General features: G+C 74.9%; 20 protein-coding genes. 9 read left to right on the top strand and 11 right to left on the bottom strand.

All coding sequences use genetic code 11. The annotated features are described in order from the left end of the window. From AC0CYZ_RS08380 to AC0CYZ_RS08365, 4 genes are all read right to left on the bottom strand, one after another. Window positions 1–1,157 (bottom strand): DNA translocase FtsK 4TM domain-containing protein (locus tag AC0CYZ_RS08380; RefSeq protein WP_472214191.1); only part of this gene is annotated, 1,157 nt, incomplete at its 3' end. A gap of 71 nt (window positions 1,158–1,228) precedes the next feature. Next, on the bottom strand, window positions 1,229–2,638 hold the full coding sequence (locus AC0CYZ_RS08375; RefSeq protein ID WP_472214189.1) for a sugar porter family MFS transporter: 1,410 nt from the start codon (window positions 2,636–2,638) through the stop codon (window positions 1,229–1,231). Between the two features lie 93 nt (window positions 2,639–2,731). Next, on the bottom strand, window positions 2,732–3,928 hold the full coding sequence (locus AC0CYZ_RS08370; RefSeq protein WP_472214187.1) for an MFS transporter: 1,197 nt from the start codon (window positions 3,926–3,928) through the stop codon (window positions 2,732–2,734). A gap of 127 nt (window positions 3,929–4,055) precedes the next feature. Beyond that, window positions 4,056–5,024: a LysR family transcriptional regulator gene (locus tag AC0CYZ_RS08365; protein WP_472214185.1), complete on the bottom strand. Its 969-nt coding sequence runs from the start codon at window positions 5,022–5,024 to the stop codon at window positions 4,056–4,058. A 146-nt stretch (window positions 5,025–5,170) separates the two neighbouring features. Here AC0CYZ_RS08365 and AC0CYZ_RS08360 point away from each other — a divergent pair, with 146 nt between their 5' ends. Genes AC0CYZ_RS08360 through AC0CYZ_RS08335 form a run of 6 tightly spaced genes read left to right on the top strand, consistent with a single transcriptional unit; the run spans window position 5,171 to window position 11,216 of the window. Continuing rightward, complete coding sequence (locus tag AC0CYZ_RS08360; protein ID WP_472214183.1) at window positions 5,171–6,130, top strand: fumarylacetoacetate hydrolase family protein; 960 nt, start codon at window positions 5,171–5,173, stop codon at window positions 6,128–6,130. After that, on the top strand, window positions 6,127–7,116 hold the full coding sequence (locus AC0CYZ_RS08355) for a cyclase family protein (protein ID WP_472214181.1): 990 nt from the start codon (window positions 6,127–6,129) through the stop codon (window positions 7,114–7,116). The genes AC0CYZ_RS08360 and AC0CYZ_RS08355 overlap by 4 nt, the downstream gene beginning before the upstream one ends. After that, complete coding sequence (locus AC0CYZ_RS08350; protein ID WP_472214179.1) at window positions 7,116–8,276, top strand: FAD-dependent monooxygenase; 1,161 nt, start codon at window positions 7,116–7,118, stop codon at window positions 8,274–8,276. Before AC0CYZ_RS08355 ends, AC0CYZ_RS08350 begins: the two co-directional genes overlap by 1 nt. A 14-nt stretch (window positions 8,277–8,290) precedes the next feature. Next, a complete protein-coding gene (locus tag AC0CYZ_RS08345; protein ID WP_472214177.1) occupies window positions 8,291–9,226 on the top strand; it encodes a VOC family protein in 936 nt (311 codons plus the stop codon). After that, window positions 9,226–10,197: a fumarylacetoacetate hydrolase family protein gene (locus AC0CYZ_RS08340; RefSeq protein WP_472214175.1), complete on the top strand. Its 972-nt coding sequence runs from the start codon at window positions 9,226–9,228 to the stop codon at window positions 10,195–10,197. The genes AC0CYZ_RS08345 and AC0CYZ_RS08340 overlap by 1 nt, the downstream gene beginning before the upstream one ends. An 8-nt stretch (window positions 10,198–10,205) precedes the next feature. After that, entirely contained in the window at window positions 10,206–11,216 is a 1,011-nt protein-coding gene (locus AC0CYZ_RS08335) for an amidohydrolase family protein (RefSeq protein WP_472214173.1), read from the top strand. Here the strand turns inward: AC0CYZ_RS08335 and AC0CYZ_RS08330 are convergent. The 4 genes from AC0CYZ_RS08330 to AC0CYZ_RS08315 all read right to left on the bottom strand — a co-directional run bounded on the left by AC0CYZ_RS08330 (window position 11,213) and on the right by AC0CYZ_RS08315 (window position 14,571). Then, window positions 11,213–11,971: a trans-aconitate 2-methyltransferase gene (locus AC0CYZ_RS08330; RefSeq protein WP_472214171.1), complete on the bottom strand. Its 759-nt coding sequence runs from the start codon at window positions 11,969–11,971 to the stop codon at window positions 11,213–11,215. The genes AC0CYZ_RS08335 and AC0CYZ_RS08330 overlap by 4 nt on opposite strands. Beyond that, the gene (locus AC0CYZ_RS08325; protein ID WP_472214169.1) at window positions 11,968–12,549 is read right to left on the bottom strand and encodes a hypothetical protein; all 582 of its coding nucleotides are present in this window, start codon (window positions 12,547–12,549) and stop codon (window positions 11,968–11,970) included. Before AC0CYZ_RS08325 ends, AC0CYZ_RS08330 begins: the two co-directional genes overlap by 4 nt. A gap of 147 nt (window positions 12,550–12,696) precedes the next feature. Then, the gene (locus AC0CYZ_RS08320; protein WP_472214167.1) at window positions 12,697–13,494 is read right to left on the bottom strand and encodes a DUF899 domain-containing protein; all 798 of its coding nucleotides are present in this window, start codon (window positions 13,492–13,494) and stop codon (window positions 12,697–12,699) included. A 57-nt stretch (window positions 13,495–13,551) separates the two neighbouring features. After that, window positions 13,552–14,571, bottom strand: coding sequence for a sigma-70 family RNA polymerase sigma factor (locus AC0CYZ_RS08315; protein WP_472214165.1), 1,020 nt, complete (start codon window positions 14,569–14,571; stop codon window positions 13,552–13,554). A gap of 40 nt (window positions 14,572–14,611) precedes the next feature. Between AC0CYZ_RS08315 and AC0CYZ_RS08310 the strand changes: the two genes are divergently transcribed. Further along, window positions 14,612–14,995, top strand: a complete 384-nt coding sequence (locus tag AC0CYZ_RS08310; RefSeq protein ID WP_472214163.1) for an NUDIX hydrolase — start codon at window positions 14,612–14,614, stop codon at window positions 14,993–14,995. A gap of 49 nt (window positions 14,996–15,044) precedes the next feature. Here the strand turns inward: AC0CYZ_RS08310 and AC0CYZ_RS08305 are convergent, their stop codons facing one another. The 3 genes from AC0CYZ_RS08305 to thyX form a co-directional block, all read right to left on the bottom strand. After that, complete coding sequence (locus tag AC0CYZ_RS08305; protein ID WP_472214161.1) at window positions 15,045–16,880, bottom strand: ribonuclease J; 1,836 nt, start codon at window positions 16,878–16,880, stop codon at window positions 15,045–15,047. Window positions 16,881–17,202: 322 nt separating this feature from the next. Continuing rightward, window positions 17,203–17,847, bottom strand: coding sequence for a TIGR03085 family metal-binding protein (locus AC0CYZ_RS08300; protein ID WP_472214159.1), 645 nt, complete (start codon window positions 17,845–17,847; stop codon window positions 17,203–17,205). Between the two features lie 29 nt (window positions 17,848–17,876). Next, window positions 17,877–18,629: an FAD-dependent thymidylate synthase gene (gene thyX / locus AC0CYZ_RS08295; RefSeq protein ID WP_472214157.1), complete on the bottom strand. Its 753-nt coding sequence runs from the start codon at window positions 18,627–18,629 to the stop codon at window positions 17,877–17,879. A 129-nt stretch (window positions 18,630–18,758) separates the two neighbouring features. Between thyX and AC0CYZ_RS08290 the strand changes: the two genes are divergently transcribed. Both AC0CYZ_RS08290 and AC0CYZ_RS08285 read left to right on the top strand, forming a co-directional pair. Then, on the top strand, window positions 18,759–19,595 hold the full coding sequence (locus AC0CYZ_RS08290) for a toxin-antitoxin system HicB family antitoxin (protein WP_472214155.1): 837 nt from the start codon (window positions 18,759–18,761) through the stop codon (window positions 19,593–19,595). Next, window positions 19,592–20,470, top strand: an 879-nt coding sequence (locus tag AC0CYZ_RS08285) for a DUF4097 family beta strand repeat-containing protein (protein ID WP_472214153.1), incomplete at its 3' end; no start/stop codon positions are given. The genes AC0CYZ_RS08290 and AC0CYZ_RS08285, both read left to right, overlap by 4 nt.

The raw sequence follows: 20,470 nt of genomic DNA, 5'->3' as shown, positions 1-20,470 counted from the left end.
TCCGGGACGTCGACGACCGGCGGGGTCTCGGGGATCTCGGCGGCCGGGACCTTCCGGCGGCTGCGGGCCGGTGCGGCGGGCGCGGGCTCCTCGACGGGCGGCACGACGGGGGCCGCGCTCGCGTCGGGCTCGTCGCCACCCACCACCAGCACGCCGTCGGCGTCGCGGTGGCGGGCCGGGTGGGCGGCCGCGTCGGCGTCGACGGGTGCCTCGGCGTCGGCGGCGCGCCGGCGCCGCGGGCGTTGCAGTGCGGTCGTCTCGGCGTCGGGGTCGTCGGCGGCGGCCTCGCCGGCCCCCTCCTCGAGGTCCTCGACCCCGCCCCACTCCTCGTCGTACTCGTCGTCGAACGGCTCGCCGGTGATCAGGCAGCGCACGCGGCGCGGGACGTCGCGCACCGGGGTGCCGGTGAGCACGAGCAGCCCGAAGGCGGCCACGAGGACGAGGACCGGCATCGAGAGCCAGACGGTGACCCCGGCAGTGAGGGGATCGGCCACCCAGGCGCCGATCACCCCGCCGCCGGCCTGCCGGCCCGCGAGCGGGCCGGGCGCGCCGACCGAGAGGTGCCACACGCCCAGCACGCCGAGGCCGAGCAGGAGCGCGCCGACGACGGTGCGGGGGCGGGTCTCCGGGTCGGGGTCGGTGCGCATGAGCACGACGGCGATCCCGAGCAGGATCACGGGCACCCCGAGGGCGACCGACCCGAGCACCGTCCGGAACGCGACCTGGATCCCGGTCCCGACCGGCCCGCCGGCCCCGAGCCACAGGCCCGCGGCGGTGACCAACGCGAGGACGACGAGCCCGAGGGCGATCCCGTCGCGCCGGTGGGCCGCGTCGATCTCCCGGCCGCGGCCGATGGTGCGCGCCACCGACCCGAGGCCGCGGGCGGCGAGCGTCCAGGTGCCCTGCAGGCCGCGGACGAGCGGGCCCGGCCCGCGGCGCGCGGCGGGCCGACGCGCGGGGGCGCGGCGGCCGCCCGTCGCGGGGGCGCGGCGTCCGGCCCCGGACCGTCCCGAGCCCGACCGACCCGATCCGGACCGGCCGGACCCCGAGCGGCCCGACCCCGACCGCGGCGCGGGCTGCGCCGACTCCGTGGTGCGCGCGGGCGTCCGTCCCCGGGTGAGGGGCCGGCTGCGCGCGGAGGTGTCGGTTCGGGCCATGGGCTCACCGTAAACGGCGAGCCCCATCCGCCCCGGGAGCCACACGCATGCCGAACGGGGTGTCCCCCGGCTCACCGTGCGGCGTCGATGTCCCCCGGCGCGAAGCGGCCGTCGCGCAGCGCCCCCTCGATCTGCTCGAGGCTGCGCCCGGTCAGCTCCGGCATACGGACGTAGACGAAGATCCAGGCGAGGACGTTGAAGCCCGCGTAGACCCACATCGTGGCCCCGACGCCGATGCCGTTGATCATCGCGAGGACCGTCGTCGAGATCAGCAGGTTCGAGCCCCAGAGGCAGGCCGCCTGCACGCTCGTCCCGGCCGAGCGCACCCCGAGCGGGTAGATCTCCGACCCGGTGAGCCAGCCCATGAGCTGCAGGCCGCCCGCGTTGAACACCATGAACACGATCAGGCAGGTGAGGATCAGCGGGATGCTGCCCGGGCCGCCGTCGCCGAGCACGAACACCAGGCCGAGCGCGAACAGGGCGACGGCCGTGCCCGGCACCATGATCAGCGTGAGCCGCCGGCGCCCGACCCGGTCGATGATCGCGAGGCCGATCAGCATCATCACCAGGTAGGTGACGCCGAGGGCGACGCTGCCGTCGAGTGCCTGGGCGTCGGTGAAGCCGTTGTCCGTCAGGATCGTCGGGGCGTAGTAGATGATCATCTCGATGCCGGAGAGCTGGGTGAAGATCGCGATCCCGCAGCCCACGACCAGCGCCGGGCGCACCCAGCCGGCCCGCAGGCCCCGCCAGCCCCGGGTGGTGGCGTAGCGCTCCGCCTGCTCGGAGGCCTCGATCTCGTCCAGTTCCGGTTCCACGTCCCGTCCGGCCGGGCGGACCCGGACGAGCACGCCGCGGGCGTCGTCGTCCCGGTCCTGGGCCACGAGCCACCGGGGGCTCTCCGGCAGGCCGAGCAGGGCGCCGAGCATGATCGCGGCCACCACCGCCGTGGCGCCGATCGACCACCGCCAGCCGATCGACTCGGTCGCGCCGACGATCGTCGAGATGACGATCCCCACCCCGATCGCGACCTGGAAGCAGAGCACCAGCCGGCCGCGCAGCGTCGGCGGCGCGAGCTCGGCGACGTACATCGGGGCGGTCTGGGTGGCCCCGCCGACGGCGAACCCGAGGACGAGCCGGGCGATCGCCAGCACGACCGCGCTCGGGGCGAGCGCCGCACCGATCGCCCCGACCACGAACACGACCGCGATCATCAGCAGCGTCCGTCGCCGCCCGATCCGCTCGGAGAGCGCCGAGCAGGACAGCGCCCCGATCACCGCGCCGGCCAGGATGCTGGCGGTCACCAGCGACTTCGCGGTGTCGCCGAGACCGAACTCGGGCGCGATCTGGAGCAGGGCGCCGGAGATGATGCCGGTGTCGTAGCCGTAGAGGCCGCCGGACACGGCCGAGACCAGGGCGACCAGCAGCATGCGCCCGGTCAGCTCGGAGGACGGGGACGACGGCCGCGCGGTCACCTCGGTCACACGGCCATCTCACATCCTCGGGCCGGTCCCCGCGATCCGAACAGACAATCGCTTGCGTGCCCGACGACGCCCGTGATCACCGGGACCTGCGGGTCAGGCCGCCCGGGCCAGCGCGCGGCGGACGATCAGCGGCGTCACCCCGGCGAACAGCGCGGTCACCACGCCGAGCGCGAGCACCGCGCCGGAGAGCCCGCCGAGCGGGACGGCGACCGCGAGCAGCACCAGCGGGCAGACGAACTGGCCGATGAACAGCGTGGCCGTCCACATCCCGGTGCCGCGACCGCGCTCGGCGAAGCCGAGGCCGGAGAGCGCCCAGGTCAGCAGGGTCGGCAGCAGCAGGCCGGTGCCGGCGCTGGCGATGATCGCGCCGATGGCGATCACGGGGACGGACGAGGAGATGCCGACGACGACGAGGCCCACGCCGGCGAGCGCGAGCGCGATCGGCAGGAGCACCGCGGTGCCGCGGCGGGCGACCCGGCCGAAGGTGAACCCGCCGGCCGCGGTCGCGAGCGAGGCGACGGCGCTGACGAGGCCGATCGTGGCGGTGGACGTGACGCCGACCGACGCGAGGACCAGCGAGAGCTCCGCGATCGGGGTGTAGAAGACGACGCCGCCGAAGAGGGTGACCAGGCACGGCACCGCGATGAGACGCCACGGGATCGGCGGGAGCGCGGCGGAGGGGGTGCGGCCGGTGTCGCGGACGAAGACGGCGACGAGCACCGCGATGATCAGGCTCGAGGCGTAGAGGACGAACGGGGCGCGCCAGCTCACGGCGCCCAGCGCCCCGCCGAGGCCGAAGAACACGGTGGCCGCGAGCGTCGTCGCGATGGTCTGGCGGGCGAACCAGCGGTCGCGCGCGGTGCCGTCGAACAGGTCCGCGAGCATCGTCGTGCAGGCGGTCATGATCGCGGCCTCGCACAGCCCGACCCCGACCCGGCTGGCGACGATCGCCGGCAGCGAGTCCAGGTACAGCGGCGCGGTGCCGAACAGCGCGTAGACCACCAGGGCCGTGACGAGCACCCGCTTGCGCCCGGCCGCGTCGACCAGGCGCCCGGCGACGGGCGCCAGCAGGCCGATCACCAGCGCCGGCGCGGTGAGCACGATCGGGACGAGCACCTCGACGCCCGCCGTGGTCGCGAACGCCTCCATCATCCGCGGCAGCACCGGCGCGAGGAGCACCGAGCCGAGGATCGGCAGGCAGCTGCCCGCCAGCAGGATCGCGCCCTGCCCGGTGGGTCGCCGGGTCCGGGCCGCCCTGCCCTGGTCCTCGTCCTGACCGATGACCGTCACGATCGTCCTCCGCGCTCGTCCGGTGGGCCGTGATCGGCACCACACGTGAGGGGAGTGTCAGGGCGCGCCGGGCGTGATCGGAAATCACTTCGCTTGGGGGTCGCCATCGACCGCGCTGATGGTCGCCTCAGGCGGGCGGGGAGAGCGCGGTGCCGACCTCGGTGAGCAGCCCGCGCAGCCAGCGGTGGGCCGGGTCGGAGTCGTACATCGGGTGCCACCACATCGCCTCGACCAGCGGGGCCGCCGCGAACGGGCACGGCAGGACCCGCAGCGCGTCCTCGGGGCGCAGCCGGGCGGCGAGGCGGCCCTGCAGCAGCGCGACCCGGTCGGTGCCGGCCACGAGGTCGGGGATGGGCAGGAACGACTCGACGACCACCTGGGCGATCGGCTCGATCCCGTGGACCCGCAGCTGCTGCGCGGCCGGGGTGAACGCGGTGGGCCGGTGGTAAACGGTGATCCACGGGAGCTCCCGCAGGTCGTCGAGGGTGACCCGGTCCCCCACGCGCTCGTTGCCGGCCGCGACGATCACGACCCAGGTGTCGTCGTAGAGGTCGAGGTAGGGCATGTCGTCGACGAAGCCGTGCGGCAGCAGGAGCCCGTCGACCGTGCGCAGCCGCTCCGTGATGCCCGCGATGTCCTCGGGGCGGTGCGGGCAGAGCCGCAGCCGGGCGTGCGGGGCCGCCCGCGTGAAGGCGGCCGCGAGCGCCGGGCCGAAGACGCTCGTGGCGTAGTCCGAGACGAGCAGGGTGAATTCGCGGGTGGTCGCCGCCGGGTCGAAGTCCGGGGCCACCGAGAACACCCGCTCGATCCCGGCGACCGCGCTCTCGGCCCGGTCGACGAGGCGCACCGCGAGCGGGGTCAGCTCGTAGCGGTTGCCCACCCGCACGAGCAGCTCGTCGCCGAAGTGGCGCCGCAGCCGGGCCAGCGCCGCGCTGACCGCGGGCTGGGAGAGTCCGAGGACCGCCGCGGCCCGGGTCACGTTGCGCTCGCCCAGGAGCGCGCGGAGCGAGAGCAACAGGTTGAGGTCGAGGTTCGCCAGGCGGCCCGGGAAGGCCGGGCCGCCGGCCTCGACGTCGGGGCCCACGGAGGCGGTCACCGGTCATCCCTACCCCGCCGGGGGTCCGGGTTCAACGCTCGTCCATCCACCCCGTCGATATCCGGCATCAGCGGTTCGCCCTTCCGCCGGCCCCGGCCGACCCGCATCGTCCTCGGCAACGCCATCGACGCCGCGGAGGACAACGGATGATCAGGGTGGGGACGTTCTCGCGTCCCGGGGACGCGCGCCGCTTCGCCGGCCTCGTCACGGAGACGGGCGTCGTCGAGCTCGACGGGGCGGCGGTCGGCCTCCCCGACCCGGTCACGACGACCGCGTTGCTCGCCGACTGGGACCGCGTGCTGCCGCTGCTCGACGCGATCGGTGCCGACGCCGCGCGCGCCGGCGCCGCCGAGCCGCGCGACGGCGTGCACGTCCACGCGCCGCTGCGCCCCGGGCAGATCCTGCAGTCGGGCGCGAACTACCGCACCCACGTGATCGACCTCGCCGCCGCCCACCACGCCGAGCGCGGCGCCCGACCCGATGCGGAGATCCGCGCGGAGGTCGCGGAGCTGATGGACCGCCGCGCCGCCGAGGGCACGCCGTACCTGTTCATCGGCCTGCCCTCGTCGGTCACCGGCCCCCACGACGACGTCACCATCCCGGCCTGGACCCGGAAGTTCGACTGGGAGCTCGAGCTCGCCGCGGTGATCGGTCGCGAGGCGTTCCGGGTGGACCGCGACCACGCCCTCGACCACGTGGCCGCGTACACGATCGCCAACGACCTCACCGCCCGGGACCAGGTCTTCCGCCGCGACATGCCCGAGATCGGCACCGACTGGTTCCGCGGCAAGAACGGCCCCGGCTTCACCCCGCTCGGCCCGTGGCTGGTCCCGGCCCGCGACGTCGACCCGGGCGACCTGCGCATCCACCTCGAGCTCAACGGCGAGGTGATGCAGGACGAGACGACCAAGGACATGCTCTTCGACGTCGCGAGCCTCGTCGCCGCCGCCTCGGAGATCACCCCGCTGCGCCCGGGCGACCTGGTGCTCACCGGCAGCCCCGCCGGCAACGGCATGGCCCTCGGCCGGCTGCTGCGCGACGGGGACGTGATGACCGGGACCATTGGCGCCCTCGGGACGCAGCGCACCCGCGTGGTGGCCGAATGAGCACCGACACCAGCGCGATCGTCGCCGCCGGGTTCGACCCCGCCAAGCCCGAGGACGCCGTCGCCGCCACCGCGGCCCGCGTGTCCAACTGGGGCCGGTGGGGCCCGGACGACGTCCTCGGCACCCTGAACCTGCTCACCCCGGCCAAGCGCCTCGAGGGCGCGGCCTGCGTCCGCACCGGCGCCACCTTCTCGCTGTCCCAGCCGTTCGACGAGGCCGGCCCGCAGCACGGGTGGAAGAAGCGCACCAATCCGGTGCACACGATGCTCGGCACGGGCCACGAGGCCCTCGACGGCGAGTTCCCGCACGGCATCGGCGGCGCCGACGACGTCATCGCGATGCCGCTGCAGTGCTCCACCCAGTGGGACGGGCTCGGCCACATCTTCGACCACGGGCACGCCTGGAACGGGCGGAACGCTGCCGAGGTCGTGCGGGTCGAGGGCGACCGGCTCACCGGCATCGAGACCGCCGCGGCCCACCTCGCCGGGCGCGGGGTGCTCCTCGACGCCGGGCGGGCGCTCGGCGACGCGCGCGGCGAGCTGCCCGACTCCTACCCGATCACCGCCGACCAGCTCGACGAGATCGCCGCCGGTCAGGGCGTCGAGATCCGCGAGGGCGACATCGTCTGCGTGCGCACCGGCCAGTACGCCCGGACCCGCCGCGAGGGCTGGGGCGGCTACGCCGGCGGCCCCGCCCCGGGCCTGTCGTTCACCACCGCCGAGTGGCTGCACCGCACCGGCATCGCCGCGATCGCCACCGACACCTGGGGCGTGGAGGTACGGCCGAACGAGTTCGAGCCGGCCTTCCAGCCGCTGCACCAGATCGCGATCCCGCACCTGGGCCTGTTCCTCGGCGAGATGTGGGACCTCGACGGTCTGGCCGAGGACTGCGCGGCCGACGGCCGCTACGAGTTCTTCCTGACCGCCGCGCCGCTGCGGATCACCGGCGCCGTCGGCTCCCCCGTCAACCCGATCGCGGTGAAGTGATGACCGTCCGGAACGTCCTCGTCGTCGGGGGTGGCGCCGCGGGCGCCGCCACCGCGATCCTCCTCGCCCGCGCCGGGGTGGCGGTCGACCTCGTCGAGGCCGCGCCCGACGTCACCGGCAGCGGCTCGGGCATCACCCTGCAGGGCAACGCGCTGCGGGTGTTCTCGGACCTCGGTGTGCTCGACGACGTCGTGGCCCACGGCTACGCCTTCGACGTCCTCGGGCTGCGCACCCCCGACGGCACCGTGATCGCCGAGTTCCCCGACGCGAAGACCGGCGGGGACGACCTCCCGGCCACGGTCGGGATGCCGCGCGCGGTGATGGCGCGGCTGCTGCTCGAGCGGGCGGCGGCGGTCGGCGCGAAGGTCCGGATGGCGACGCGCCTCGAGTCCGTCACCATCGACGGGCACGCCGCGCTCTCCGACGGCACCAGCCAGACCTACGACCTCGTCGTGGGAGCGGACGGTCTCAACTCCGGGGTGCGCGCCGCGATGGGCATCACGACGACGCCGGAGCCGCTCGGCATGGGCATCTGGCGGGTCTTCACGACGCGGCCCGCGAGCATCACCCGCACCGACCTCACCTACGGCGGCGCGGCCTACATCGCCGGGTACTGCCCCACCGGCGAGGACTCGATCTACGCATATCTCGTCGAGGACGCCGACGGGGCGAGCGGAGCGACGGGGGAAAGACGCGACCGGACCGCCCTCACTCCCGACGAACGGCTCGCGACGATGCGCGACCTGGCCGCGCACTACGGCGGCCCCTGGACCGAGATCCGCGAGCGAATGACCGACGCGGCGCGGGTGAACTACACCTGGTTCACCCACCACGTCGTCGACGGGCCCTGGCACCGCGACCGCGTCGTCCTCGCCGGCGACGCCGCGCACTCGTGCCCGCCCACCCTCGCCCAGGGCGCCGCGCAGGCCCTCGAGGACGCCACCGTCCTCGCCGACGAGCTGCTGCGCGCCGACGACCTCGAGACCGCCCTGACCGCCTACAGCGCCCGGCGCGAGCCGCGGGCCGGAGCGGTCGTCGGGAACTCCGTGCAGCTCGCGCAGTGGCTGCTCGCCCACGAGCCGCCGCCGCAGGCCGGCGGCACCGCCGACGTCCCGGGCCTGATGGCCCGCACCTCCGCGCTGCTCTCGCAGCGTCCGTAGAGCCAGGAGCACCGATGGACCGCCTGATCACCCACCTGCGCCACGTCGACCTCGGCGTGCCCGACTACGACCGCCAGCTGGAGTTCTACACCGACCTGTGGAAGCTCTCCCCCGAGACCACCGACACCGGGATCGCGTTCCTCGCGGCCGAGGGATCGCCCGAGCAGTACCAGGTGCGGCTGCGGGCCGACGCCGAGAAGCGGGTCGACCTCATCGCCTTCGGCGCCGAGACCGCCGCCGACGTCGACGCGCTCGCCGAGAAGCTCGGCCGCGAGGGCGTCACCCTGGTCACCACCCCGGACAAGCTGGCGACCCCCGGCGGCGGCTACGGCTTCCGCTTCTTCGACCTCGAGGGCCGCACGATCGAGGTCTCCTCCGACGTCGCGCTGCGCGCCCACCGCAAGGTGGAGGAGGGCGAGTCGGTGCCGGTCAAGCTCTCGCACGTGGTGGTCAACTCACCGCAGCCCGAGGCGCTCGTCGCCTGGTACGACCGTCACCTCGACTTCACACTCTCCGACACGCTGTTCAGCCCGCACATGGGCGAGATGATGTACTTCCTGCGCTGCAACCCGCAGCACCACAGCCTCGCGATCGCGCGCTGCCCGCACGTCTCGCTGCACCACGCGTCCTTCGAGATGCGCGGGATCGACGAGTACATGCGCGGCACCGGGCGGCTGCTGCGGGCCGGCGTCGAGAAGGTGTGGGGCCCCGGGCGGCACCTGGCCGGGAACAACACCTTCTCCTACTTCCTCGACCCCCAGGGGAACACCATCGAGTACACGACCGAGCTGGAGTGCCTCGACGAGGACACCTGGCACCCGAGCCTGCACGACTTCACCGACCCGATGGTCTCCGACCAGTGGGGCACCGCGAACCCGATGAGCGAGTTCGTGGCGAAGAAGTCGTTCAACGACCCCGACCGCGGCGTCTTCGTCGCTCCTCCCGTCTGATGCGGATCGCTTCGGTCCTGGACGAGGGAGGCGTGCGGGTCGGGGTGGTCGTCGGGGGTCCCGACGACGAGCTCCGGGTGCACCTGCTCGACCCGGGCGTGACGGTGCTGGACCTGCTGCGGGCCGGGACCCTGCTCGAGGCGGGCGCGGACGCGCTGGGCCGGCCGGCGGTGGCGCTCTCGTCGGTCCGGTTGCTGGCCCCGCTGACGCCGCCGACGGTGCGCGATTTCGTCACCTTCGAGGAGCACGTCGAGGGGATGCGGGCGCCCGCGGGCGTGCCCGACGCCTGGTACGAGGCGCCGGCGTTCTACTTCTCCAACCCCTACGCCACGCGCGGCCCCGAGGACGACGTGCCGCTGCCGCCGGGCAGCTCGGTGCTCGACTTCGAGCTCGAGGTGGCCGCGGTGATCGGCCGGGCGGGCGCCGACCTGGACGCGGCCGCCGGGACGGCCGCGATCGCCGGGTACACGATCCTCAACGACTGGTCGGCGCGTGACCTGCAGTCCCGCGAGATGCAGGTGGGCCTCGGCCCGGCCAAGGGCAAGGACACCGCGACGACGCTGGGCCCGTGGCTCGTGACGGCCGACGAGTTCACGGCGGACGCGGAGGGGTTCCTCGACCTGGCGCTGACCGCCGAGGTCAACGGCCGCGTCGTCGGCTCCGACCTGCTCTCCAACATGGGCTGGCCCTTCGGCGAGCTCGTCGCGTACGCCTCCCGCGGCACCGAGGTGCGTCCGGGCGACGTGCTGGGCTCGGGGACCTGCGGCCACGGCGGGTGCCTCGGTGAGCTGTGGGGCCGGGGGACGTCGCGGGAGGACCTGCCGCCGCTCGCGGCGGGCGACGTCGTGACGCTGACCGTCGAGGGCATCGGCACCCTGTCGACCCGCGTGGTGGCCGGTGCGGCGCCGCAGCCGATCGGGGCGGCCCGGCCGCGCCCGCGGCGGCGCCCCGCGGACCGGGCGCGCCGGTGAGGCCCGCGGTGACACCCCCCGTCGTCGACACCCACGCCCACCTGCTCGTCGGCGCCGCGGAGGCCCTCGTCGCCGACGCGCCCGAGCTCGGCGCCGCCCGCGCGCAGGAGGCCCGTGCCGCCGGGCCCGCGAGCGCGGCGCTCAACCGCGAGCAGATCGCCGCCCTCGCCCCCGCCCTCACCTCGGTGGAGCACCGGCTCGCCGCGATGGACGCCGCGGGCACCGAGGTCCAGCTGGTCAGTCCGATGCCGATCCACCACCCGTGGGCCGACCGTGACCTCGCGCGGCGCTACGCCGACGCGGTCAACGCCGGGGTCGTCGAGCACTGCGCCGCCGCTCCCGACCGGCTCGTCGGCCTGGGCACCGCCCCGCTGCAGCACCCCGACCTCGCCGTGGCGGTCCTGCACGAGGCCGTCGCCGCGGGCCTGCGCGGCGTCGAGATCTCCACCCACGTGGCGGGACCCGACGGCCGTCGGGAGCTCGACGACCCCGACCTCGCCGGCTTCTGGGCGGCCGCCGACGCGCTCGAGGCGATCGTGTTCGTCCACCCGTGGGGCTGCACGCTGGGTGAGCGCCTCGACGTCGGCTACCTGTCGAACACCGTCGGCAACCCGGTGGAGACCACGGTCGCGCTGTCGCGGCTGGTCGCGGGGAACGTGCTCGGTGAGGGCGTGCGGGTGCTCGCGGCGCACGGCGGCGGCTTCTTCCCGTACGGCACCGCGCGCCAGGACCACGCCTGGCACGCCCGCCCCGGGGATCGCGCCGCCGCGGCGCCGCCGAGCCGCGCGCTGCGCCGCCTGTGGTTCGACGCGCTGGTCTACACCCCGGAGGCGCTGCGCCACCTGGTGTCGGTCGCGGGGGCCGACCGGGTCGCGCTGGGGACCGACTACCCCTTCGACATGGGTGTCACCGACCCGCTCGAGCGCCTCGCCGCGGCGGGGCTGGAGCCGGCCGAGGCCGACATGGTCCGCAGCGGGAGCGCGGCGGCGCTGCTGGCCCCGGTCGGGACGCGGATCTAGAGCCGGGCGACCGCGAAGATCCGGCGGAACGGGAACCACGTCCCGCCGTCAGGGCCCGCCGGGTAGGCAGCCCGCAGCCGCGGCGCGAGCTCGGCGGTGAAGGACGCGTACGCCGCGTCGTCGAGGGCGTCCCGCACGGGGCGCAGCGCGGTGCCGGAGATCCAGTGCAGCACCGGGTCGTCCCCGGTGAGGCGCTGCAGGTAGGTGGTCTCCCAGACGTCGACGGCGCTCGCCCCGGCGCCCGCGAGGTCGTCGGCGTAGTCGGCGGGCTCGGCGACCGTGGCGGCGTCGCGCAGCGGGACGCCGAACCGATCGGCGACCTCCCGGGCGAGCACGTGGGACGGCGCGGAGAAGTTCCCGGGGACCTGCATCGCGAGCCACCCCGCCTCCGGGAGGGCCCGGACCCAGCGGCGCAGCAGCTCGCGGTGGCTCGGGACCCACTGCAGGACGGCGTTGGTGACGACGACGTCGACGTCGGGCGCCGGGGTCCACGTCGCCACGTCGGCCTGGGCTGCGTCCACCCCGCGGGCGCGGGCGGCGGCCACCATGTCGGGCGAGGAGTCGAAGGCGCTCACCCGGGCGTCCGGCCAGCGGCGGGCGAGCGTGGTCGTCAGGTTCCCCGGCCCGCACCCGGCGTCGACGACGTGGCGCGGCGCGCGCGCCCCGACCCGCGCGAGCAGGTCGGCGAACGGCCGCGCGCGGAGGTCGTCGAAGTCGAGGTAGAGCTCGGGGTCCCAGGTGGTCGTGCCCGTCACGGCGGCGACGCTACGCCCGCGAGCACCAGCACGGCCCCCGTGACGCCCGCCCCGAGCAGGCACCCGACGACGACCTGGGCGAGCGTGTGCGCGGTCAGCCGCAGCCGCGCCCAGCCCACCACCGGCACCGCGAGCCACGACAGGGCCCACCATCCGCCGCCCAGCAGGGTCAGCACGCACGCCGCCGCGCCGACCACGGCGACGTGCAGGCTGACCTTCCACAGCAGCGTCAGGGCGGTGACCACCAGCACCGTCACGAGCACGGCCACCTGGAGCGCGACGACGGCCCGCGGCGCGCCCGCGAGCGCCAGCACCGCCACCCCGGCCAGGACCGACGCCGCGGAGAGGCCCAGCGGCACTGCCCGCTGCTCGCGCCGGGAGAGGTGGTGGTCGGTGTAGCGGCCCTGCCGGACCCCGAGGTCGACGATGGCCGCCGGGATCGCGACGGTGAACACGATGCCCACCAGCGACCACGCCACCCCGGCCCACCCGGCCGCGAGCGCGCCGACCACGGGGTAGAGCACCGCGAGCAGCAGTGTCGGGGTGGCCACCCGGGAGATCAGCGTCGCGGCGCGCACCGTCACAGTGTCTCCGCACCCTCAGGTGACGAGCAGGCCCACCGCCACGAGCGCTCGCCGTCGAGCTCCTCGCGCCGCGGTGAGCTGCTCGAGCCCCCACTGGTGGCCGACGCACCGACGAGACGGTGGGGTCATCGACTCCGGCCCCTAGGGAAGCGCCTCGCGCGGGTACTCGTCGCGGAACCGCAGGCCGGGCCCGCCGGCGTGCAGCCCGAGCGTCTCGGCCCGTCCGGCGGGTTCCTCCCAGGCCTCCTGGCGTCCCAGCGCGGTGAGGTCGAGGTAGGCGCGTGTCGTCCCGGTGTCCTCGATCGCCCGGCCGAAGCCCGACCAGGTGTGGAACACCCGGTCGCCGTCGCGCAGGAAGGCGCTCACGCCCGGGTGGTCGCCGCGGCGGTGCGGTCCCCAGTCGACGCCGGCCGCGAGGAGCTCGGGCTCGGTCCGGAAGTTGAGCAGCACCGGGGCGACACGGTCGTCGACGGTGGCCCAGAAGTCGTAGTTGAAGCGGGAGCCCTCGGACGAGTACCAGGGGAACGTCCAGCCCATCCGCTCGCGGAACGCCGCGATCTTCTCGTACGGCGCCCGGGTGATCGCGGCGAGCGTGGTGTTGGCCGCGTGCAGGTGCTCGAGGTGGGCGATGTCGTCGGCGGTGGCCGAGCAGCTCGGGCACCCGACGTCCTTGGGGTGCTCCACGCCGTCGTCGTCGAGGTCGACGTTCCACATGAAGTGGTGCACCACCAGCTGACGACGGCCGTCGAACAGCTCGAGCAGGCCCAGGTCGCCCTCCGGCCCGGTGAAGCGGTAGTCCTCGGTCAGCTCGACCATCGGCAGCCGGCGCCGTTCGGCGTTGACGGCGTCCCGCGCCCGGGTCAGCTCCTTCTCCTTCGTCAGCAGCGCCCGGCGTGCGGCCAGCCACTCCTCGCGGGTGACGATCTCGGGCAGGGCCATGGTCGTGCTCCTCTCCCCGGCGGGGCGCCTCCCCGCCGTCGAGACGGACTGACGAGCTCAGGGGCGCGGATTCATCGGTTCGTCGCGAGGAAGTTCGGGCGGCATCGCGCAGTGGGCCACGTGCTCGGGCCCGAGGAAGGCCGTGACCCCGGCGATCCGGTCCCCGCGTAGCGTCAGGACGTCGACGACGAAGGCGACGAACGCCTCGTCGTCGGCGCTCCAGCGGTACCCGACGACGGCGGGCTGGGCGTTCGCCGTCGTGAACCGGTGGCGCCACGCGAAGGTGAGCGGCTGGTCGAGGAGGAAGTGGGTGACCGCCTCCAGCCCGGCGTACCAGTGCCGCAGCGGCGGCATCGACCAGGTCACGTCACGGGTCAGGAGCGCGACGAGCCCGTCGGCGTCACCGCGCTCGAGTGCGGTGGCGTAGCGGCCGACGATCTCGTTGAGCCGGGCGTCGCCGAGCGCGCGCAGGGTCTTCTGCTGTGCCTGCTCCGGGACCTTCTCCCGGACGAGGGCCCGCGCCCGCTGCAGCGCGCTGTTCACCGAGGCCCGGGTCGTCGCCATGGTGTCCGCGATCTCGGCGGCGCTGAACCCGAGCACGTCGAACAGGACGAGCGCCGCGCGCTGGTTACCCGGCAGGTGCTGCAGTGCGGCGACGAACGCGAGCTCGATCGACTCCCGGCCTTCGACGCGGTCGTCAGGCCGCCGATCGCCGGTTCCGTGGGGGTAGGGGCCGAGCCAGGCGACGTCGGTGGTCGGCTCGCCGAGCACCGACCGCTCGCTGGAGGGGCCCAGGTCCATCGGCAGGGCGCGGCGGCCGCGCCGCTCGATCGCGGTCAGGCAGACGCGGGTCGCGATCCGGTGCAGCCACGTCCGGACCGAACTGCGCTGCTCGAATCCGGCGAACGCCTGCCAGGCGCGGACGAGGGTCTCCTGCACCGCGTCGTCGGCCTCGTCGACCGACCCGAGCATCCGGTAGCAGTGGGCGTGGAGCTCACGGCGCCACGGGTCGACGACCTCGACGAAGGCCGCGTCGTCCCCCGCCCGGCCCCGGGACACGGCGTCCTCGGTGGTCACGGACGCGAGTCTGCCCGGTCGACCGTGATAGGACGACACGATGAGCCGGGAGAACCACCTCGTGCTGGCGGTCGTGACGGCCCCGCCCGGCGTCCTGCTGCTGCACCGCCCCGGTGAGACCCCGCCCGCCGTCCTGCCGGGTGGGCGGCCCGAGGCCCGCGAGTCGCCGGGCGCCACGGCCGAGCGGGGTTGCCTCGAGGAGACGCGGGTGCGCATCCGCGCCGGGCGCCAGCTCGGCCGGCTGGTCAGCGACGGGATCGCGACGACCTACGTGGCCGCCCGCCCCGTCGTCGAGCCGGCGCTCGGCGAGACCGCGGTGAGCCTGCACGTCGCCTGGTACAGCCTCAACCAGGTCGAGCTGGTGCTCCCCGACCTGTGGGCGCCGGTCCGGGAGCACCTGGACAAGGTGCTCCGCACCATGTGAACGGATTTCGCCGCCAGGACGACGAAAATCGTTCACATGGCGCCTGCGCCTACACCGGCAGCACCGTCGGGACGATCATCGGGCGGCGCCGGTAGGTCTCGCCGACCCACTTGCCCACGACCCGGCGGACCGACTGCGCGATCCGGTGGGTGTCGGTGATGCCCTCGGCCTCGGTGCGCGAGAGCTCCATCTCCACGAGGGCGACCACGTCCTCGAGCGCCTTCGGGTCGTCGGAGAACCCGCGCCCGGAGATCCGCGGCGGCGAGACCGCGCGCCCCGTCGCCGCCTCGACGGCCACGGTGATCGCGATGAAGCCGCCCTCGCCGAGCACGAGGCGGTCGGAGAGCGTCGACTCGCCCACGTCGCCGACCTGGTTGCCGTCGACGTAGACGTGCCCGACCTCGACCCGCCCGGCGATGGCCGCCTTGCGGTCCGTCACGTCGACGACGACGCCGTCCTCGGCGATCACGACCCGGTCGGCCGGCACGCCGACCTTCTTCGCGATGGCGGCGTTGGCCCGGAGGTGGCGCCACTCGCCGTGCACCGGCATGACGTTGCGCGGACGCAGCGCGTTGTAGAGGAACAGCAGCTCCCCCGCGCTCGCGTGCCCGGAGACGTGGACCTTGGCCACGCCGGAGTGGACCACCTCGGCGCCCAGGCGCGTCAGCCCGTTGATGACCGCGAAGACCGCGGTCTCGTTGCCCGGGATGAGGCTGGAGAGCAGCACGACGGTGTCGCCCGGCGTGATCGTGATCTGGCGGTGGTCGCCGCGCGCCATCCGCCCGAGGGCCGAGAGCGGCTCGCCCTGCGAGCCCGTCGACACCAGCACGACGTCGCGCTCGGGCATCGCCAGGGCGTCGTCGAGGTCGACGAGCAGGCCGTCGGGGATGTCGAGCAGCCCGAGGTCCGCGGCGATGCCCATGTTGCGCACCATCGAGCGCCCGGTGAAGCAGACCTTGCGCTCGTGCTTCGCGGCCGCGGTGAGCACCTGCTGCACGCGGTGCACGTGGCTGGCGAAGCAGGCGACGATCAACCGGCTGGGCGCCTTGCGGAACACGTCGTCGATCACGGGCGCGATCTCGCGCTCCGGGGTCACGAAGCCGGGCACCTCGGCGTTCGTGGAGTCGATCAGCAGCAGGTCGACGCCCTCGTCGCCGAGCCGGGAGAACCCGGCCAGGTCGGTGAGGCGCCCGTCGAGGGGCAGCTGGTCGAGCTTGATGTCCCCGGTGTGCAGGACGGTGCCGCCGGGGGTCCGGACGGCGACGGCGAGCGCGTCGGGGATCGAGTGGTTGACCGCGAAGAACTCGCAGTCGAACGTGCCGAAGTGCTGCCGCTGCCCCTCGTGCACCTCGAGCAGGTGCGGGGTGAGGCGGTGCTCCTTGCACTTGGCCTCGACCAGCGCGAGCGTGAAGCGTGACCCGACGACGAGCAGATCCGGCTTCTGGCGCAGCAGGAACGGCACGGCACCGATGTGGTCCTCGTGCCCGTGGGTGAGCACCAGCGCGTCGATGTCGTCGAGGCGGTCCTCGATGGCCCGGAAGTCGGGCAGGATCAGGTCGACGCCGGGCGAGTCCTCGCTGGGGAAGAGCACCCCGCAGTCGACGACGAGCAGCCGGCCGCCGTACTCGAGGACGGTCATGTTGCGGCCGATCTCCCCGACGCCGCCGAGCGCGACGACGCGCAGGTCGCCCTCCGCGAGCGGCTTCGGTGGGGTGTCGGCGACGGCGCCCGAGGTCTGCGGGACCGACTGCGTGGGCGTGCCGGTGCCCCCGCAGTCGTGGTCGGCGTGCCCGGGGTCCTGGGCCTTCGGGGGCGTGGGCTGGCCCTGGCCGCCCGGGCCCGGGCCGCCTCCGCCCCGGCGGCGTTGTGAGGTCGATCGGCTCACCGGGTCACCCCGGTGGGGTTCGTACTGTGGATGTCGTTCCTCCTGGTCAGCGGGGCGCCGCCCGGCGGGCGTCGGGACGACGCCGGGTCGCGGGGCGATCGCCCTCGGGTGCGGCCCTCGTGGGTCGCGGGATGTCGTGACGGCAGGGCGACGGACTCGCGCCTCGTCGGCCGCATCGGGCCGGGGTCCACGGTCCTGCTGCTCATGCCGGCCTCACCGTACCGTGCTCGCCGCCGGCCGGTGTGCGCCGCGTGCCCGTGCCCGTCGGTCGTGGCGGAGATCCACGGAGGCGGTCGAGCCCGGCAGCGAGGTCGAGCGGTGCCTACAGGCCCCGGTCGAGGCCCTTGACGGTCGCGACGTCGGCGGGCTCGCCCTCGAAGGACACCACCGCCTGCTCGCGCCCGGCGGTGAACAGCACCAGCTCCCCCGGCTCCCCGACGACCGTGACCGGGCGCGGGCCGCTCCTGGCCACGTGCTCGCGGCCGTCGGGGGCGCGCAGCGTGACCCCGACCGGGCTGGAGCGGTAGGCGAGCCGGCCGAGCATGGCGAGCGCGCTCCACAGGATGCCGTCGCGCGTCGGCTCCGCGGGCCGCGGCGCCCAGCCCTCGACCGCGCGACGCACGTCCTCGTGGTGGATGAAGTACTCCTGGACGTCCACCCCGGCGAGGAAGGGCAGTGCGATCGGGCTCCACGACGGCGGGCCGCTGCGGATCAGCGCGACGTTGGCACCGAAGTCCCGCTCCGCGGCCCGGGCCTGGACGCGCTGGGTCCAGAACGCCAGCGGCGGAATCAGGATGCCCGGCGCGGCGTCGGGGCGCCGCTCGCGGATCACGAGGTGGGCGAGCAGGTCGTTCGTGGTCCAGTCACCGCACAGGGTGGGCTCGTCGGGCCCGCGCTCGAGGAGGGTGTCGGCGAGGGCGTTGCGCTCGACGGCGGCCACGGCGCCGGCGGACCGGGGAGCACTCATGCCGACCTGCTACCCGGTGGGGAGGTGGATCACCCCTCCGCCACGAAGGGGCTGGACGCGACCCGCGAGCCGTTCGGCAGGGCGCTGATCGTGAAGTCGGCGAAGACGTTCGGGACCTCGGCCTGCAGCGCCTCGAGGCACGCGACCGCGAGGTCGCGGATCTCGACGTCGGCGTGCTCGGTGGCCCGCATCGCGATGAAGTGCCGCCAGGCCCGGTAGTTGCCGGTGACGACGATGCGGGTCTCGGTCGCGTTCGGGAGCACGGACCGGGCGGCCTGTCGGGCCTGCTTGCGGCGCAGCGTGCGGTCGGGCTCGTCGGCGAACCGCTCCTCGAGCCCCGCGAGCAGCTTCTCGTAGGAGGCCAGCGCGGCGGCGCTCGCCTCGGCGAAGAGCCCGTGGAGCTCCGGGTCGGAGGCGATGACGTCGGGCTCCACCATCGCCGCGTCGCGCTCGGGCACGTAGCGCTGCGAGAGCTGCGAGTACGAGAAGTGCCGGTGGCGGATGAGCTCGTGGGTGAGGCTGCGCGACATCCCGGTGAGGTAGAAGCTCACCGTGCCGTGCTCGAGCACCGAGAGGTGCCCGACCTCGAGGATGTGGCGCAGGTAGCCCGCGTTCGTGGCCGTCGCCGGGTTCGGCTTCTTCCACGACTGGTAGCAGGCCCGGCCCGCGAACTCGGCCAGCGCCTGGCCCCCGTCGGCGTCGGTCTCCCACGGCACCCCGGCGGGCGGGAAGAACTCCGTCTTCGCGATCAGCGTCACCTGCGGCGTCACGGTCTCCGGCACCCGCCCACGGTAACCGGACGGGACAGCACTCTTCCCCCGACATCGCATGACACCATCATGGTGTTCGCTTCGCGAGGAACTGACACCATCGCTCTTGCCGTGGTGTCGCGATGGTGTCACCGTGGTGGCATGGATCTCACGCCCTACGTCACCGCTCTGCGGGACGACCTCGCCGCCGCGGCGTCCGTGGGCGACGAGCAGACCGCCCGGGCCGGCACCGCGCTGGCCGGGGCCCTCGAGCCCGCCGTCCGTCTCGCCCTCATGAACGCGCTCTCCGACCTCGCCGCCGAGGTGTCCGGGCACCTGGAGGACCACACCGTCTCGCTGCGCCTGCGCGGCCGCGAGGTCGACGTGGCCGTCGAGCGCACCCCCGACGCGCCCGCGCCGGACGAGGCGGCGTCCGGCGGGTTCTTCGCCGGACCGTCGTCGAGCCCCTTCGCGGGCCCGGGCGGCCCCTTCCGCAACCCCGGCGACCGACCCGGCTTCGCCCCGCCCGGGCGCGGCGGCGCCGACATGGGCGACATCTCGCGGATGACGCTGCGCCTCGTCGACCAGATCAAGGGGCAGGCCGAGCAGGCCGCGGCCTCGCAGGGCATGTCGCTGAACTCCTGGATCTCCCAGGCGGTGCAGGGCGCGCTGCGGGAGCGGTTGCGCAGCAGCCAGTACGGCCACGACTGGGCCGGCGACTGGGGCCGGGAGTGGGACCGGGGCCGGGACCACGGGCAGGGCCCGGGCCACGACCACGGGCACGGGGAGGACCACGGGCACAGGCACGGCGAGGACCACGGGCACGACCACGGTCACGACCACGGGCACGGCGACGACCACGGGCACAGCCACGGCCACGGCGACGACCACGGGCACGGCGACGGCGCCCGCCCGGCGGGCGAGGACGGGCCCCGCGAGCGGTCGTCGGGTGACGACGACCAGGGCGGTTCGGGCGTGTCGGGCTGGGTGCGGGGATGAGCGCGCCGAGCAGGCAGGAGCGCTTCGACGTCGCCGGTCCGGTCGACACGAGCGTGGAGATCGACGCCGGGCGGGTCGACGTCCGGCTGCGACCGACGGCCGCGGAGGCCACCCCCGAGGTGCAGGTCGAGGTGACCGCCGACCTCGACGCCGCCCCCGGCTGGGTGCGCGGCCTCGCGGGCCTCGTGGACGCGGCGGGCGGGCTCGAGCGCCGCTTCGGGCTCGACCTCGCGTCGATCCCCGGGCTCGGCGTCCGCCCCGGGGAGGACCCCGAGGAACGCGCCGCGCGCGCCGTGGCGGCCGTGGAGATCGCGTCGGAGGACGGCCGGCTCACCGTGCGCGGGCCCCGGGAGGTCGTCCTGCGCGCCGTCCCGCTGCACGTCACCGTGCACGCGCCCGCCGACGGGGGTGTCACGGTCCACGCGGGCGCGGCACCCGTCGACGTCACCGGGAGGCCGGGTCCGGTCGACATCGGCACCACCGGCGGCGTCACCGTCGCCGAGGTCGTGGCCCGGAGCTCGGTGCGCTGCGGGGCGGGCGACGTGGCGATCAGCCGCATCGCCGGCGTCCTGCGGGTCAAGGGCGGTGCGGGCGACGTGACCCTGCACGAGGTGGCCGCCCCCGTGGAGGTGGTCACCGGCAGCGGGTCGGTGACCGCGGACCGGGTCGCCGCCGACCTCGTCGTGCGCTGCGGGAGCGGTGACGTGACCGTCCGGGACGCCTCGGCCGGCAACGTCGACCTGACCACGGGCGCGGGCTCGGTCCGGGTCGGCGTCCACGCCGGGGTCGACGCCTCGGTGGACCTGCGCTCGGCCGCGGGGTCGGCGTCCTCGGACCTGCCGGTCACGCGCACGCGGCCGGAGAGCACCTCGGGC

The sequence above is a fragment of the Actinomycetospora sp. genome, assembly GCF_055612215.1.
The sequence above is the reverse complement of the archived record's forward strand: the minus strand, read 5'-3'. Positions and strand labels throughout refer to the sequence as shown.

Coding starts and splice junctions, on each gene's coding strand:
- AC0CYZ_RS08355 (WP_472214181.1), top strand. CDS start 6,127: ATGAGCACCGACACCAGCGCGATCGTCGCCGCCGGGTTCGACCCCGCC.
- AC0CYZ_RS08310 (WP_472214163.1), top strand. CDS start 14,612: ATGAGCCGGGAGAACCACCTCGTGCTGGCGGTCGTGACGGCCCCGCCC.
- AC0CYZ_RS08350 (WP_472214179.1), top strand. CDS start 7,116: ATGACCGTCCGGAACGTCCTCGTCGTCGGGGGTGGCGCCGCGGGCGCC.
- AC0CYZ_RS08300 (WP_472214159.1), bottom strand. CDS start 17,847: ATGAGTGCTCCCCGGTCCGCCGGCGCCGTGGCCGCCGTCGAGCGCAAC.
- AC0CYZ_RS08360 (WP_472214183.1), top strand. CDS start 5,171: ATGATCAGGGTGGGGACGTTCTCGCGTCCCGGGGACGCGCGCCGCTTC.
- AC0CYZ_RS08320 (WP_472214167.1), bottom strand. CDS start 13,494: ATGGCCCTGCCCGAGATCGTCACCCGCGAGGAGTGGCTGGCCGCACGC.
- AC0CYZ_RS08340 (WP_472214175.1), top strand. CDS start 9,226: ATGCGGATCGCTTCGGTCCTGGACGAGGGAGGCGTGCGGGTCGGGGTG.
- AC0CYZ_RS08345 (WP_472214177.1), top strand. CDS start 8,291: ATGGACCGCCTGATCACCCACCTGCGCCACGTCGACCTCGGCGTGCCC.
- AC0CYZ_RS08290 (WP_472214155.1), top strand. CDS start 18,759: ATGGATCTCACGCCCTACGTCACCGCTCTGCGGGACGACCTCGCCGCC.